The 14,897-nt window shown below is 70.5% G+C and carries 12 protein-coding genes; 5 read left to right on the top strand and 7 right to left on the bottom strand.

Annotated features, from left to right (window positions below; all coding sequences use genetic code 11):
- Window positions 1-38: 38 nt before the first annotated feature.
- Window positions 39-893, bottom strand: a complete 855-nt coding sequence (locus tag DN051_RS28735; RefSeq protein WP_112439787.1) for a helix-turn-helix transcriptional regulator — start codon at window positions 891-893, stop codon at window positions 39-41.
- Window positions 894-994: 101 nt separating this feature from the next.
- On the opposite strand from DN051_RS28735, the gene DN051_RS28730 reads away from it, so the two are divergent.
- Window positions 995-1,567 carry a YceI family protein gene (locus DN051_RS28730; RefSeq protein WP_112439786.1) on the top strand — a complete coding sequence of 191 codons (573 nt, stop codon included), beginning with the start codon at window positions 995-997 and terminating at the stop codon, window positions 1,565-1,567.
- A 74-nt stretch (window positions 1,568-1,641) separates the two neighbouring features.
- On the opposite strand, the gene uvrA is transcribed toward DN051_RS28730, so the two are convergent.
- Window positions 1,642-4,671 (bottom strand): excinuclease ABC subunit UvrA, encoded by a 3,030-nt coding sequence (gene uvrA, locus DN051_RS28725; protein WP_112439785.1) that lies wholly within the window; start codon window positions 4,669-4,671, stop codon window positions 1,642-1,644.
- A gap of 224 nt (window positions 4,672-4,895) precedes the next feature.
- Between uvrA and DN051_RS28720 the strand changes: the two genes are divergently transcribed.
- Together DN051_RS28720 and DN051_RS28715 are read left to right on the top strand one after the other, a co-directional pair.
- Entirely contained in the window at window positions 4,896-5,582 is a 687-nt protein-coding gene (locus tag DN051_RS28720; RefSeq protein WP_112439784.1) for a maleylpyruvate isomerase family mycothiol-dependent enzyme, read from the top strand.
- An 82-nt stretch (window positions 5,583-5,664) separates the two neighbouring features.
- The gene (locus DN051_RS28715) at window positions 5,665-6,321 is read left to right on the top strand and encodes an MBL fold metallo-hydrolase (RefSeq protein WP_112439783.1); all 657 of its coding nucleotides are present in this window, start codon (window positions 5,665-5,667) and stop codon (window positions 6,319-6,321) included.
- Between the two features lie 228 nt (window positions 6,322-6,549).
- Here DN051_RS28715 and aroQ read toward each other — a convergent pair whose 3' ends face one another.
- Window positions 6,550-7,023 (bottom strand): type II 3-dehydroquinate dehydratase, encoded by a 474-nt coding sequence (gene aroQ, locus DN051_RS28710; RefSeq protein ID WP_053762297.1) that lies wholly within the window; start codon window positions 7,021-7,023, stop codon window positions 6,550-6,552.
- 104 nt (window positions 7,024-7,127) lie between these two features.
- On the opposite strand from aroQ, the gene DN051_RS28705 reads away from it, so the two are divergent.
- Together DN051_RS28705 and DN051_RS28700 are read left to right on the top strand one after the other, a co-directional pair.
- Window positions 7,128-8,174 (top strand): S66 family peptidase, encoded by a 1,047-nt coding sequence (locus DN051_RS28705; RefSeq protein ID WP_112439782.1) that lies wholly within the window; start codon window positions 7,128-7,130, stop codon window positions 8,172-8,174.
- 60 nt (window positions 8,175-8,234) lie between these two features.
- Window positions 8,235-9,539 carry an MFS transporter gene (locus tag DN051_RS28700; RefSeq protein ID WP_079001641.1) on the top strand — a complete coding sequence of 435 codons (1,305 nt, stop codon included), beginning with the start codon at window positions 8,235-8,237 and terminating at the stop codon, window positions 9,537-9,539.
- Between the two features lie 26 nt (window positions 9,540-9,565).
- Here DN051_RS28700 and DN051_RS28695 read toward each other — a convergent pair whose 3' ends face one another.
- The 4 genes from DN051_RS28695 to DN051_RS28680 all read right to left on the bottom strand — a co-directional run bounded on the left by DN051_RS28695 (window position 9,566) and on the right by DN051_RS28680 (window position 14,767).
- Window positions 9,566-10,663 (bottom strand): calcium:cation antiporter, encoded by a 1,098-nt coding sequence (locus DN051_RS28695; protein WP_053762294.1) that lies wholly within the window; start codon window positions 10,661-10,663, stop codon window positions 9,566-9,568.
- Between the two features lie 175 nt (window positions 10,664-10,838).
- Window positions 10,839-11,840: a TerC/Alx family metal homeostasis membrane protein gene (locus DN051_RS28690; RefSeq protein WP_053762293.1), complete on the bottom strand. Its 1,002-nt coding sequence runs from the start codon at window positions 11,838-11,840 to the stop codon at window positions 10,839-10,841.
- A 300-nt stretch (window positions 11,841-12,140) separates the two neighbouring features.
- The gene (locus DN051_RS28685; RefSeq protein ID WP_112439781.1) at window positions 12,141-14,132 is read right to left on the bottom strand and encodes a TerD family protein; all 1,992 of its coding nucleotides are present in this window, start codon (window positions 14,130-14,132) and stop codon (window positions 12,141-12,143) included.
- 56 nt (window positions 14,133-14,188) lie between these two features.
- On the bottom strand, window positions 14,189-14,767 hold the full coding sequence (locus DN051_RS28680; RefSeq protein WP_053762291.1) for a TerD family protein: 579 nt from the start codon (window positions 14,765-14,767) through the stop codon (window positions 14,189-14,191).
- Window positions 14,768-14,897 lie beyond the last annotated feature (130 nt).

Below are 14,897 nucleotides of genomic sequence, written 5' to 3'. Positions count from 1 at the left end.
CCCTGCCCGGCCGGGTGGAAGGGCCTGTCGGCGATCCGTCAGCCGCTCACCGCGCGGAGCGCTCCCGGTCGGCGTCCGTTCAGCCGGTCCAGCGCCGCCGCCGTCACCTCGTCGGCCGGGAGATGGACGACGAGACGCAGCCCCTCGTCGGGGAGGGCGAGGGTCTCGAACGCCAGACGCAGCCTGCCCACCTCGGGGTGTTCGACGATGTCGACGCCCGACCGAACGGGCATCGAGGGAACCGCGGAAAGCCGGTCGGTGAACGCGGATCCCACGGTGACCGTCAACTCGTCGATCAGATCCACGAGATGCGTGTCGTGCAGCGGGCCCTCGGCGCGCAGTTGGGCGATCTGCTCGTCGGCGATCCGGTCCCAGGCCGGGTACACGCTCCGGGCCCGCCCGTCGGTGAACAGGTACCGCAGGACATTGGGCAACTCGTCGTCGAGCAGGCCGAGGGGGCGGGCGTACCGCTCGTAGCCGTCGGTGTGGGCGACGATGTCGCCGATCCAGTTGATCAGTGCGGCCGGTGAGGGTTCGAGGCGGTCCAGGAGCGCCGTCATGGTCGGGCGCACCGTCCGCTGGGGCGGGCCGGCCGCCGCGCACAGGGCTTTGTCGACACCGTGCTCCTTCGCCAGTCGGCGCAGCAGGATCCGGTCCGGAACGGGCAGCCGGAGTGCGTCACCGAGGGCGCCGAGCACCTGCGGTGAGGGGTTACGGTCCCGGCCCTGTTCCAGCCGGGTGAGGTACTCGATGCTGATGCCGGCCAGCGTGGCCAGCTCCGCCCGGCGCAGCCCCGGCGTACGGCGGCGGGGGCCCAGGGGCAGGCCCACGTCCGTCGGCGTGACGGCTTCACGTCGCGTACGCAGAAAGGCTCCCAGCTCGTTGTCGCTCACCCGTTGAACGTACAACGCGGTTCACCGCTGAGGGTGGCCCTGTCACTACCACCCTCGTGGCGGTCTCCCTCCGGACCCCGCGAGGCCCGAGGGTGGGAGGCATGACTCAGGACACATCCTCGAACACCCTGGCTGCCGCTCCCCTCCCGCTGGTCTCCGGGGACTGGGAGCTGGACCCGCTGCACTCCGCCGTGAACTTCACGATCCGCCACCTGGGGATCGCGAAGGTGCGCGGTCGGTTCACCGACGTGGAGGCCGGGCTGCACGTCGGCGGGACCCTTGACGACGTGCGGGTCACCGCACGGGTCGCGCTCGCCTCTTTGGACACCGGGAACTCCGACCGTGACGCCCACACCCGGTCGGCCGATCTGCTCGACGTGGAGAAGCGCCCGACGATGACGTTCCGCTCGTCGCGCGTGGCCGGGACGGGCGACGACTGGACGATGGAGGGCGATCTGACGATCGGGGACGTGACCCGTCCGGTGAGGTTCGCCGTCGAGTTCGGCGGGGTCGTGGACTCCCCCGTGGACGGCAGGAGGCACGCCGGGTTCGAGGCGACGGGTGAGATCCGGCGCAGCGACTTCGGCATGGACTTCGGTGCCGGGTTCCTCGGTGATGTTGTCAAGATCCAGTTGGACATGCAGTTCATCGAGCCGCAGGGACAGGGCGGCTGACTGTGCAACGGCCGGCGCCCCGCGGGGAGTTCCCGCGGGGCGCCGGCCGTTCGTGATGCCGCCCTGGGTGGTGCTCAGGCCTTGCGGGTCCGCGTCGTCTTCTTCGCGGGCGTCGCCTTCTTCGCGGCCCCGGCCGCCTTCTCGGTGGACGTGTTGTTGACCGTCCTGGCCGTCGCCGTCCGTCTGGCCGGTGCCTTGGCGGCCACCGTCTTCTTCGCGGCGGCCTTGCGCGGTGCCTTGACCGGCGCGGCGTCGCTGATCCGGTCGGCGCCCAGGATCTCCCGCAGGAACTTGCCGGTGTGGCTGGTCGAGACGCCCGCGACCTCCTCGGGCGTGCCCTCGGCGACGACGAGTCCGCCGCCGGCGCCGCCCTCGGGACCCATGTCGACGATCCAGTCGGCGGTCTTGACCACGTCGAGGTTGTGCTCGATGACGATGACGGTGTTGCCCTTGTCGACCAAGCCGGACAGGACCGTCAGCAGCTTGCTGATGTCCTCGAAGTGCAGACCGGTGGTGGGCTCGTCCAGGACGTAGACCGTGCGTCCGGTGGAGCGCTTCTGGAGCTCGCTGGCGAGCTTCACACGCTGGGCCTCACCGCCGGAGAGCGTGGTCGCCGACTGCCCGAGCCGGACGTAGCCGAGGCCGACTTCGTGCAGGGTCCTGAGGTGACGGGCGATCGCGGGGACCGCCTCGAAGAAGTCGAGCGCCTCCTCGATCGGCATGTTCAGGACCTCGGCGATGGACTTGCCCTTGTAGTGGACGTCCAGGGTCTCCCGGTTGTACCTGGCGCCGTGGCAGACCTCGCACGGGACGTACACGTCCGGGAGGAAGTTCATCTCGATCTTGATCGTGCCGTCGCCCGCGCAGTTCTCGCAGCGGCCGCCCTTGACGTTGAAGGAGAAGCGGCCCGGCAGGTAACCGCGGACCTTCGCCTCGGCGGTCTCGGCGAACAGCTTGCGGATGTGGTCGAAGACGCCGGTGTACGTGGCCGGGTTGGACCGCGGGGTTCGGCCGATGGGCGACTGGTCGACGTGCACGACCTTGTCGACGAGGTCGTCGCCGTCCACGCGCGTGTGCCGGCCGGGGACGTTCCGCGCGCCGTTCAGTTCGCGGGCCAGGTGGGTGTAGAGGATGTCGTTGACCAGCGTCGACTTGCCGGAGCCCGACACGCCCGTGACCGCGGTGAACACACCCAGCGGGAAGGACACGTCGATGTCCTGGAGGTTGTTCTCCCGGGCGCCGTGCACGGTGAGGTGCCGGGACGGGTCGCGGGGGCGGCGGATGTCGGGCAGCGGGATGGACTTCTTCCCGGACAGGTACTGGCCGGTCTGCGACTCCTCGTTGGCGAGCAGTCCCTTCAGGGAGCCGCTGTGCACCACCTTGCCGCCGTGCTCTCCGGCGCCGGGGCCGATGTCGACGACCCAGTCGGCGACCTTGATCGTGTCCTCGTCGTGCTCGACGACGATGAGCGTGTTGCCCATGTCCCGGAGTCTGACGAGCGTCTCGATCAGCCGGTGGTTGTCGCGCTGGTGCAGGCCGATGGACGGCTCGTCCAGCACGTACAGCACGCCGACGAGGCCGGAGCCGATCTGGGTGGCCAGCCGGATGCGCTGAGCCTCGCCGCCGGAGAGGGTGCCGGCCGCGCGGTTCAGCGAGAGGTAGTCCAGGCCGACGTCGACCAGGAAGCGCAGCCGCTCGTTGACCTCCTTCAGCACCCGCTCGGCGATCTTCTTGTCGCGGGCGCTGAGCTTCAGCTCACCCAGGAAGTCCGCGCAGTCGCTGATCGACATCGCGGCGACCTCGGCGATCGACTTTTCCATGATCGTGACGGCGAGGACGATCGGCTTCAGGCGCGTGCCCTCACAGGTGGGGCAGGGCACCTCGCGCATGTAGCCCTCGAAGCGCTCGCGGCTGGCGTCGCTCTCGGCCTCGCTGTGCCGGCGCTTGACGAACGGGACGGCGCCCTCGAAGGGCGTGGTGTAGACCCGCTCGCGCCCGTACCGGTTGCGGTAGCGGACCTCGATCTGGGTCTTGTGCCCGTACAGCAGGGCCTTCTTCGCGCGCTGCGGCAGACCCGCGAAGGGGATGTCCGTGCGGAAGCCCAGCGCGTCGGCCAGCGCCCCGATCAGTCGGCCGAAGTAGTCCTTGGTGTGCCCGTGCGACCAGGGGTGGATGGCGCCCTCGTCGAGGGACTTCTCCTCGTCCGGGACGAGCAGCTCGGGGTCGACCTCCATGCGCGTGCCGATGCCGGTGCACTCGGGGCAGGCGCCGAAGGGCGAGTTGAAGGAGAAGGAGCGCGGCTCCAGCTCCTCGAAGGACAGGTCGTCGTACGGGCAGTACAGGTGCTCCGAGTACATGCGCTCGCGCTCGGGGTCGTCCTCGGGGAGATCGACGAAGTCGAGCACGACCATGCCGCCGGAGAGCCCGAGGGCGGTCTCCACGGAGTCGGTCAGGCGGCGCTTGGCGGAGTCCTTCACCGTGAGGCGGTCGACGACCACCTCGATGGTGTGCTTCTCCTGCTTCTTCAGGGTGGGCGGGGTGGAGAGCTGGATCGTCTCGCCGTCCACCCGTGCGCGGCTGTAGCCCTTGGTCTGGAGATCCGCGAACAGGTCGACGAACTCGCCCTTGCGCTCCCGCACCAGCGGCGACAGCACCTGGAAGCGGCTGCCCTCGGGCAGCTCCAGGACCTTGTCCACGATGGCCTGCGGCGACTGGCGCGAGATCGGCCGCCCGCACTGGGGGCAGTGCGGCTTGCCGATGCGCGCGAACAGCAGGCGCAGGTAGTCGTAGACCTCGGTGATCGTGCCGACCGTCGAGCGCGGATTGCGCGAGGTCGACTTCTGGTCGATGGAGACCGCCGGGGACAGGCCCTCGATGAAGTCGACGTCCGGCTTGTCCATCTGGCCGAGGAACTGGCGGGCGTACGAGGAGAGCGACTCCACGTAGCGCCGCTGGCCCTCCGCGAAGATGGTGTCGAAGGCCAGGGAGGACTTGCCCGACCCGGACAGGCCCGTGAAGACGATGAGCGAGTCACGAGGCAGGTCGAGCGAGACGTTCTTCAGGTTGTGCTCGCGCGCGCCACGGACGATGAGACGGTCGGCCACGCCGGTCCGCACCTTTCTTGGGAGAAGTGACAGGGGCGGGGCCCCCGTGCTTTCTCAGACTAGGGGGAGCCACTGACAACGCCGGTCGGATTCTCAGGTTGCATAACAATCCCCGACCATCCAGCATGCCCGACGCCAAGCCCGACCTTATAGCACGCGCATTCGATTTACGGCCGGGGTCGGTCACCTTCACCCGAAGGAGTGGCGGAGCTAGGGTCGGCGTCATGACTGATCACGTGCGTGACCTGGCGTCTGTACACGAAGCGACCGACCGGCTGCTCATCGCAGTCGGCAAACTGGACAACGCCGCCGTGACGGAACCGTCACGGCTGCCGGGCTGGAACCGCGGTCATGTTCTCGCCCATCTCGCCCGCAACGCCGACGCCCTGGTGAACGTTCTGGAGGGCCGCCCCATGTACGTCTCGGGCGAGGCCCGGGACGTGGACATCGAGCGGGACGCCCCGCGCCCCCTCGACGTCCAGCTCGCGGACGTCCGGGAGAGCGCGGCCCGCTTCCAGCGCTCGGCGGCCGCTCCGGCGGACTGGTCGCGCACCGTGGAGCTGCGCAACGGCGTGACCGACTCCGCGTCCCGGGTGCCCTTCCGCCGGTGGATCGAGGTCGAGCTGCACCACGTGGACCTCGGCATCGGCTACGAGCTGGAGGACCTGCCCGTGGAGTTCGTGGAGCGGGAGATCCACTTCCTGGCGGACCGGTTCGCCGGCCACCCGGACGTGCCCCCGACCCGGCTGACCGACGGCACACGCGCGTGGAGCACGGGCCGGACCACCGGCGAGCCGGAGATCACCGTCACGGGTTCCGCGGCCGACCTGCTCGGTCTGCTCGCCGGGCGCCGGGACGGCTCCGGACTGGTCAGCGAGGGCGGCCCGCTGCCCTCGCTGCCCCCGCTGTAGCGGCCGCGCCCCGCCCTCGGTGCCCCCTGAAGCGGCGTCCGCGGCCTGCTGCCCTCCCCGTCGCCGCCCTAGACTGACCGGCATGACGTACAGCGGACAGGTGACGGTCGGCGGCCCGGCGGACGTGCACGAGCTGAAGGACCTGATGATCACCAAGATCGCGGTCGGCCCGATGGACAACAACGCCTATCTGCTGCGCTGCCGGGCCACGGACGAACAGTTGCTGATCGACGCGGCGAACGAGGCGGAGACGCTGCTCGGCATGATCGGTGACGACGGCATCGCGTCCGTCGTCACCACGCACCGGCACGGCGACCACTGGCAGGCTCTGGCCGAGGTGGTGGCGGCCACCGGCGCCCGCACGCACGCGGGCCGGGAGGACACCGAGGGCATTCCGGTGCCGACGGACGTCCCGGTGGACGACGGGGACACCATCAGGGTGGGGCAGGTGGAGCTGACCGCGCGCCATCTGGTCGGGCACACACCGGGCTCGATCGCCCTGGTCTACGACGACCCGCACGGGCACCCGCACGTGTTCACCGGGGACTGCCTCTTCCCCGGCGGTGTGGGCAACACCCACAAGGATCCGAAGGCGTTCGCCAGTCTGATCCACGACGTCGAGACGAAGATCTTCGGCACGCTTCCGGACGAGACCTGGGTCTACCCCGGCCACGGCAACGACACCACGCTCGGAGCGGAGCGGCCGCACCTGGCGGAGTGGCGCGCCCGAGGGTGGTGAAGCCGGCATCGCGGGGGCGCGAGTCGTACGGCGCGCGCCCCGTGTGAATGCCGTACACCTACCCGTGTACTGTGCGCGCTCCCCACGCGCACGGTCGCGCGGTCAACTGGAGGCAGCCCCGCGCGGGATGACGGCACCCGCGCGGTACGGGCCGCCGGTCCACCGATCCCCGCCCTCGGCCGGCGGCCCAGGCGACCAGCCCCGCCGGCCTCCGAGGGCGCGTCGGGACTACGCCTCGGCCTGTGCCGCGCCCACCAGCGCGGCGACCCGCTCCACCCCGAACACGTACCCCTGGACTCCGCAGCCGGCGATGACCCCGTCCGCGCGCAGCGAGACGTACGAGTGGTGGCGGAACGACTCCCGCTTGTGGACGTTGGAGATGTGGACCTCCAGTACCGGCATGCCGTCGCAGGTGTTGAGCGCGTCGAGGATCGCCACTGAAGTGTGCGAGTAGGCGGCCGGGTTGATCACGATGCCGCAGTGGTTCAGCCGCGCCTCGTGGATCCAGTCGACGAGTTCGCCCTCGTGGTTGGACTGGCGGAAGTCCACGGTGCCGCCGTGCGCGGCCGCCGCCTTGACGCACAGGGCCTCGACGCCGGCGAGCGTGTCGGAGCCGTAGATCTCCGGCTGGCGCTGCCCGAGGAGGTTCAGGTTGGGCCCGTTGAGAATCATGATCGGGGCGTTCGCCAGGGTGCGGGGCACGGTTCCTCCGGTCCGGATCGAGGTACGGCGGCCCCGGGAGGACCGCTGCTCGGACCCGGTTTATCACGGTGCGCCGAAACCGGGCTCCCGCGTAGCCTCCGCGCATGGTGACACCTGTGTACCCGCCCAAGCCCCGGCCCGGTGACCGGATAGCCGTCGTCTCGCCCTCGTCCGGCCTGCCGGGGATCCTCCCCCTGCCCTTCGAGCTGGGCCTGGAGCGGCTGCGGAAGGAGTACGGCCTCGAACCGGTCGAGTATCCGACGACCCGCAGGATGGGCTCCACCCCGCGGGAGCGGGCGGACGACCTCCACGCCGCTTTCGCCGACCCGGACATCAAGGCGGTCGTCGCGTCGATCGGCGGTGACGACCAGATCACCGTGCTGCCCTTCCTGGACCGGGAGTTGATCCGGGCGAACCCGAAACCGTTCTTCGGGACGAGCGACAACACGAACCTGCTCGCCTTTCTGCGCAACACCGGAATCGTCGGCTTTCACGGCGCGACCGTGATGTCCGAGCTGGGCCGGCCGGGCGCGATGCACCCGCAGACCGCCGACTCGCTCAGGGCGGCGCTGTTCACCTCGGGCCCGTACGAACTGAGCCCCGCCGAGCGATGGCGCGACGTCAGCCGCGACTGGGCGGACCCGGCCACCTTCGACGCCGAGCCCGAGACCCGGCCCGGCACCGGGTGGACCTGGGTGAACGCCGACCGGGTGGTGGAGGGCCGCAGCTGGGGCGGCTGCCTGGAGATCGTCGGCTGGCTGCTGATGGCCGACCGCGAGACGGCCCGCGACCTGAGCGAGTACGACGGCGGAGTGCTCTTCCTGGAGACGTCCGAGGACATGCCTAGCGCCACGGAGGTCTTCCGCACGCTGCGGAACATGGGCGAGCGCGGCCTGCTGCGGCGCTTCCCCGCGCTGCTCATGGGCCGGCCGAGGACCTGGAGCTTCGAGCGTCCCAACAGCCCCGAGGAGGGCGCCCGCTACGCGGCTGAGCAGCGCGAGGCCGTGCTGCGCGCGCTGCGGGACTACGCCCCGGACACCCTCGTCGTCTTCGATGTGGACCTCGGCCACACCGACCCTCAGTTCGTCGTCCCCTACGGCGGCACCATCCTTGTCGACGGCACTGCCCGGCGCATCACCGTCACCTACTGACGCACGGCACGCCCCCGTACGCCCCCGTAACCGCCCGTCACCGTGGGTAGTTGACGCGGCATGCACGATGTACGCACCGTAAGGTCCCCCTCCATGCTGCGGCTCGCGGCCGCCTCTCTCGCCGGGACGGCCATCGAGTTCTACGACTTCTTCATCTACGGCACCGCCGCGGCGCTCGTCCTCGGGCCGCTGTTCTTCCCGACGTTCTCGCCGCTCGCGGGGACGCTGGCGGCCTTCGGGACGTTCGCCGTGGGATTCCTGGCCCGCCCCCTGGGATCGGTCCTGTTCGGGCACATCGGCGACCGGCGCGGGCGCCGGCCGGTGCTCGTACTGTCGCTGCTGCTGACCGGTGCCTCGACGGTCGCGGTCGGCTGCGTACCCACGTACGACTCGATCGGTCTGGCCGCCCCCGTGCTCCTGCTCGTGCTGCGCTTCCTGCAAGGGCTCGGGCTCGGCGGTGAGTGGGGCGGGGCCGTCCTGCTGACCGCCGAGCATGCGCCGGCCGACCGGCGCGGACTGTGGTCGAGCTTCCCCCAGGTGGGACCCGCGGTCGGCTTCGTCCTCGCCAACGGCGCGATGCTCGTCCTGACGGCGACGCTGTCCGACACCCAGTTCGCCCAGTGGGGATGGCGGGTACCGTTCTGGGCGGCTGGACTGCTCGCCCTGATCGGACTGTGGCTGCGCTCGTCCCTCACCGAGAGCCCGCGGTTCCTCGAGATCGAGCGGCCCGCGCGCGTGCCGCTCGCGGAGGTCGTGCGGGACCACTGGCGTCTCGTCCTGCTCACCGCGGGAGCGCTGGCCGTCGGTTACGCGATCTTCTACACCGTGTCGACCTGGTCGCTGGCCTACGCGACGGAGCGGCTGGGGGTCGACCGCACCGTCATGCTGGCCTGCATCATGGCCGCGGTCGTGGTCAAGGGCGCGTTGACGCCGCTGGTGGCCCTGCTCGGCGACCGGTACGGGCGACGGCCGATGTGCCTGGCCGGCTGCACCGCGTCGGCTCTGTGGATGTTCCCGATGGTCGCGTTGCTCGCGACCGGCGAGCCGTTGCTGATGTTCCTGGGGTTCATGGTCGCGCTGCTGGCGTTCGTCACGATGTTCGCGGTGATCGCGGCGTATCTGCCGGAGCTGTACGAGCCGCGGGTGCGCTGTACGGGCGCCGCCGTCGGCTACAACCTCGGCGGCGTGCTCGGCGGCGCGCTCACTCCGATCGTCGCCACGGCGCTGGCCGAGCAGGGCGGCCGGGTTCCGTGGGGGGTGGCGGCGTATCTGACGGCCGTCGCGCTGCTGAGCCTGGCGTGCTTCGCGCTGCTCCCCGAGACCCGTCCGGTACGGGTGGCGGCGGTGGAGGCGACAGCCGCCTGACCTGACCCCTGCGGCGCGGGCACCTCCTACGGGTTGATCGCTAGTTCCAGGTAGGCCGCGAACAGCACCAGGTGGACTCCGCCCTGCAGGGGTGTGGCCCGGCCGGGCACCACGGTCAGCGAGGCGACGACGACGGTCAGCGCGAGCAGCACCATGTGGGTGGCACCCAGGCCGAGGACGAGTGGCCCGGACAGCCAGATGGACGCCAGGGCGACGGCCGGGATCGTCAGACCGATGCTGGCCATGGCCGAGCCGAGCGCGAGGTTGAGACTTGTCTGCACCCGGTCGCGGCGGGCCGAGCGCAGCGCGGCGATGGTCTCGGGAAGCAGCACCAGCAGCGCGATGATCACACCGACGACGGCGTGGTGCAGCCCGGCGGCCTCCACGGTGGACTCGATGGTGGGCGACACGCCCTTGGCCAGGCCGACCACGCCGACCAGTGCGAGTCCCAGCAGTGTCAGGCTGGTCCAGGCGGCGCGGGCGGACGGCGCGTCGGCGTGGGCGTCCGCCGTGATCACCTCGCCCTGCCGGGTGATCGGCAGGAAATAGTCACGGTGCCGCACGGTCTGGGTCGCCACGAACAGGCCGTACAGGATCAGTGAGGACAGCGCCGCGAAGGTGAGCTGCACCCCGGAGAACTCGGGGCCCGGCTTGCTCGTCGTGAACGTGGGCAGTACCAGGCTCAGCGTGGCGAGCGTCGCCACGGTCGCGAGGGCCGCGCCCGTGCCCTCGGGGTTGAACACCGCCGTGCCGTGGCGCAGCGAGGCCACCAGCAGACTGGCGCCGACGATACCGTTGCAGGTGATCATCACCGCGGCGAAGACGGTGTCCCTGGCCAGCGTCGAGCTCTTGTCCCCGCCGTCGATCATCAGGGTGACGATCAGGGCGACCTCGATGATCGTGACGGCGACCGCGAGGACGAGCGAACCGAAGGGTTCACCGACCCGGTGGGCGACCACTTCGGCGTGGTGCACGGCGGCTAGGACCGCCCCCGCCAGCACGACGGTCACCACCGCCACGACCGCGGCCGGCAGATCCCGCCCCCAGGTGAGGACGAGCAGGATCACCGCGAGCACCGGCACCAGGGACGTCCACCGGGTGAGCGACCTGAGCCGAGTGATCATGCAGAGATCGTGCCAGACGGGTAGAACCCTCGCATTCCGGTCGATTCCATCGCGAGGTCGTCCTGTCCAAGCCCGGGCGCCCGCGCCGGACTCCTCCGGCACAAGCACCGGGAGCGGTGATCGACCCAAGGCCGATCACCGCTCCCGGTGGTGGTTCGTACTACGTCCGTCGCGGTCAGACGTCGACGCTGTCCTTCTCGTCGCCCGCGCTCCGCGCCTGCGCCGCTTCCGCCTCGGCCTGCTTCTTGGAGGCCCTGAGGCTGGTGATCGTGGTGACGATCAGGACCGAGCAGATCACGCCGAGGGAGACCGGGATGCTGATCTCCGGTACGTGGACCCCGGACTCGTGCAGGGCGTGCAGCACCAGCTTCACCCCGATGAAGCCCAGGATGATCGACAGGCCGTACGACAGGTGGACCAGCTTCCTCAGCAGTCCGCCGATGAGGAAGTACAGCTGCCTGAGGCCCATCAGCGCGAACGCGTTGGCCGTGAACACGATGTACGGGTCCTGCGTCAGACCGAAGATCGCAGGGATCGAGTCCAGCGCGAACAGCACGTCCGTGGTGCCGATGGCGAGCATGACGACCAGCATCGGCGTCATGACGCGCTTGCCGTTCTGCTCGATCCACAGCTTCGTGCCGTGGTACCGGTCGGCCACGCCGAAGCGGCGCTCGGCGGCCTTGAGGAGCTTGTTCTCCTCGTACTCCTCGTCCTCCTCGTCGGCGCGGGCCTCCTGGATGAGCTTCCAGGCGGTCCAGATCAGGAAGGCGCCGAACAGGTAGAACACCCAGGAGAAGCTGGCGAGGATCGCGGCACCGGCGGCGATGAAGATCGCACGCAGCACGAGCGCGATGAGCACACCGACGAGGAGCACTCGCTGCTGGTACTGCGAGGGCACGGCGAACTTCGCCATGATCAGGACGAAGACGAAGAGGTTGTCGACACTCAGCGACTTCTCGGTGATGAAGCCGGCGAAGAACTCACCGGCGGGCTGGCCACCGCCGAAGACGAGCAGCCCGAGGCCGAAGAGTGCGGCCAGCGCGATCCAGACGACGGTCCAGATCCCGGCTTCCTTGATCGATACGTCGTGGGGCTTGCGACCGATGAAAAAGTCGACCGCGATGAGCGCGGCAAGTCCCACGATGGTCAGGACCCATAGGGTCACGGAAACATCCACTGCGCCTCCGGCAGTACGTAACGGCAAACGGCAAACAGTCAGTCAGCGTCGTCGCTGCCGGAGGTCTCTTCCACCCCGGGCGTCCGGTGCGCTCCTCGCGCACGGAACCCACGGGCCGACGCCCCGGGATCTGGCCTGATCCGTATTGACGGGTACGCCGCAGTAGGCAAAGGGAGTACTCCCCTCCGTGCCAAGGAGCCTACCAAATCACCAAGGAAAGGTAAAGGGATTGGTAAAGAAAGGGCCAAACTGCCTGTTCAGGGGCCCTTTGCATACGCTTGGTGAGGGTCAGGTGCGGGGTCAGCGGCGCCAGGCACGGCGGGCGGAGGACACCTGGGCGAGCACCTGCTGGAGCACCTGGCTGCCGGGCGGCACGACGGGCGGCTCATATGTCCAGGCGTGCCCCACCCACGGGTCCGCGAGGTGATCGTCCGCGACCGGGGTCAGTCGCAGAAGCGAACGCCACAGCGGGTCGAGCAGCGGGCCGTAGCCGGCGGAGTCCTCGCGGTCCGCGACCATCATCAGGTGGACGCCGACGCCGGGGCCCTCGTCCGCCAGGTAGCGCAGCTGGGTCACGGCGCGGTCGTCGAAGCCGTGCGGGAAGTCGTTGACCACCAGAAGGTGCTGGGAGGTGTCCAGGTCCGGCGGGAGGGCGTCGGCCGCACCGCCGCGCACCGCCATCTGCACCAGGTCGACACGCTGGGTGAGCCTGGCCAGGACCTCCGTCACGCCCGCCGCGCCGACCGCGGGCGGGGCGGCGAGCACACCGGACTGCACGAGCGGCGCCAGCGCGGACGCTCCGGAACCGGCCGGGTCGATGACGTGGACGTTGAACTCGCCGGCCGGGTGGACGGCGAGCAGCCGGGCCGCATGCGCGACCGCCGAATCCATCGCCAGACGGCGCAGCTCGTGCGAGTCGTGGAACGAGCCGTCGAGCGATCCGGCCCGTCCGCTGTCTATCCACAGTCCGCGTTCGAGCGGCATCCGGAGCAGCATCGGAATTCGCAGCTGGGCGCACTCGGGCAGACGCAGATCGCCCAGGCGCACGGCCATCGGCAGCTCCATCGGCACCCGGTAGGCGTGCCAGACGGGGTTGTCCCAGCCGGCGTAGGCGGGTGGCAGCGCCGGTTCGACGACACCGGCCTCCGTCGTGAGCTGCGCGACGTCCCGGTCGAGGACCTGCTTGGCCTGGTCGACGAGCTCGGCGTGCCGGGCCCGCGCGGACTCCCGTGCCGCGTCGGCCTGTCCCCCGATCCGGCTGCGCGGGTCGGACAGGACCTGCTCCAGCTCCTTGTCCATGCGCGATTCGGCGAAGTCGACGGCACTGCGGTAGGCCGCCGTGGTGCGGGCCAGGTCCTCGAACATGCCCCACACCTGGTTGTACAGCCGCTCGTCCATGGACCAGCCGGTCGCGTCGCCCGCGACGGGACGGGCGGGCTGACCGGGCGCCGCGGGGGGCGCGGTCGGCGGGGGCGGGGGCGGGGCGGTGTTCTGGCGGCGCGGGTGGCTGTAGTCGATCGGACCACCGCTGGTGGGTGCCGACGGCTGTGTGAGGGCGGACGGGTCGGCGGGCGCCGCTCCCGCCCCGAGGTTGCCCGCACGGGCTCCCGTGCCGGTCTGCGGACCCTGTCCGCCGTAGGGTGAGCCGCTCTGGTCGGGGCCGAGCGCGGGCGGCGCCGCCTGCCGGGTGCGGTCGCCGTCCGCGGCGCGCGGCGGGGGCGCGGCCACCGAGCGGGCCATCCCCTGCGCCACGGCTTCGTCGATGGCGGCGGCCAGTTGGTGGGCCTGGGGCAGGCCCTGGTCGGCGAGGAGTCCGGCGAGTCCGCCCGCGTAGCCCTGGCCGACCGCGCGCACCTTCCACGCGCCCTGGCGGCGGTAGAGCTCCAGGGCGACGACGGCGGTCTCGGCCTCCAGACCGGTGATGGTGTAGCTGGCGATCTCGCTGCCGTCGAGTCCGGTGACGGCGACGAAGGGGGCGGCCACGACGCCGAAGCGGCCGGGACCTCCCCCCGCGCCCGTGGGCAGGGCGAGCAGCACGTTGACACGGTGCACGGTGTCGGGCATGGCACTGAGGTCCACCGCGAGGCGATGGTCGGCGGCAGCCTGCCGGGGGACCTCCAGCCCGGGCAGGTTGGGTGCGCCCGGGTGGGCGACCCGCTCCACCGAGTGGACCTTGCCCAGCTCGTCGCTGAGCGTGGCCGCCGCCACGATCGGCGCGCCGGCCGAGACCCGGATCTCCAGTCGGGCCTGGGAGAGCGGATGGTTCTGCCCTCGCACCAGCTCGGCCGTCATCGCCTTCGTCCCCCCTGGGTGATGTGTCTGTGTCGTGTGCCGCTCGCCGGGCCGTTCTAGAGGACCGGCAGGATGGCCGGCATCAGGTCCTGGAAGGTGCGGCCGTTGGCCGGGTTGCCGAGGGCGGTCATGGACCAGCCGGAGCCGACGCGGTGCACCTTCGCCATGATCTGCGCCGTGTACGCGCCGCCGCCGGCGAGCGTGTAACGGGCGAGCTCCTGGCCGTTGGTCTCGTCGACGAGGCGGCAGAACGCGTTCTGCACCTCCTGGAACGTCTGACCGGTGAAGGAGTTCACGGTGAAGACGATCTGGTCGATGTGGACCGGAAGACGCTGGAGGTCCACCAGGATCGCCTCGTCGTCCCCGCCCTGGCCGACACCGCCGACGAGGTTGTCGCCGGTGTGGCGCACGGAGCCGTCGTCGCTCACCAGGTGACGGAAGAACACGACGTCGACCGGCTGCTTGTCCGCGAACAGGACGGCCGAGGCGTCGAGGTCGATCTCCCGCGTGCGCGAGCCGAACAGGCCGCGCCGCGGGGCCGCCTGCCACCCGAGACCCATGCGCACCGCGGTCAGACTGCCTCCGTCGTTCTTCTGAAGACTGATGGCCTGACCCTTGGTCATGTTGACGGTCACGCGCTGATTCCCCTCTCGAGCATTCCCCTGTTGCCGCGAAGTCGCGGATGACCAGCACCCTACGCAGCGGCACTGACAGTGCCGTACCCCGCTCCGCACTTTGTGTCGGTCTTGCAACACAGTGCGTTCG

The sequence above is a fragment of the Streptomyces cadmiisoli genome, from assembly GCF_003261055.1.
GTDB lineage: Bacteria > Actinomycetota > Actinomycetes > Streptomycetales > Streptomycetaceae > Streptomyces > Streptomyces cadmiisoli.
Note: the sequence above shows the minus strand (reverse complement) of the source record. Positions and strands in the feature narration are given on the sequence as shown.

Excerpts from the sequence above, each read along its gene's own strand:
- DN051_RS28705 (WP_112439782.1), top strand. The coding sequence starts at position 7,128 with ATGGTGACACCTGTGTACCCGCCCAAGCCCCGGCCCGGTGACCGGATA.
- DN051_RS28730 (WP_112439786.1), top strand. The coding sequence starts at position 995 with ATGACTCAGGACACATCCTCGAACACCCTGGCTGCCGCTCCCCTCCCG.
- DN051_RS28685 (WP_112439781.1), bottom strand. The coding sequence starts at position 14,132 with ATGACGGCCGAGCTGGTGCGAGGGCAGAACCATCCGCTCTCCCAGGCC.
- DN051_RS28695 (WP_053762294.1), bottom strand. The coding sequence starts at position 10,663 with ATGATCACTCGGCTCAGGTCGCTCACCCGGTGGACGTCCCTGGTGCCG.
- DN051_RS28720 (WP_112439784.1), top strand. The coding sequence starts at position 4,896 with ATGACTGATCACGTGCGTGACCTGGCGTCTGTACACGAAGCGACCGAC.
- DN051_RS28715 (WP_112439783.1), top strand. The coding sequence starts at position 5,665 with ATGACGTACAGCGGACAGGTGACGGTCGGCGGCCCGGCGGACGTGCAC.
- DN051_RS28700 (WP_079001641.1), top strand. The coding sequence starts at position 8,235 with ATGCACGATGTACGCACCGTAAGGTCCCCCTCCATGCTGCGGCTCGCG.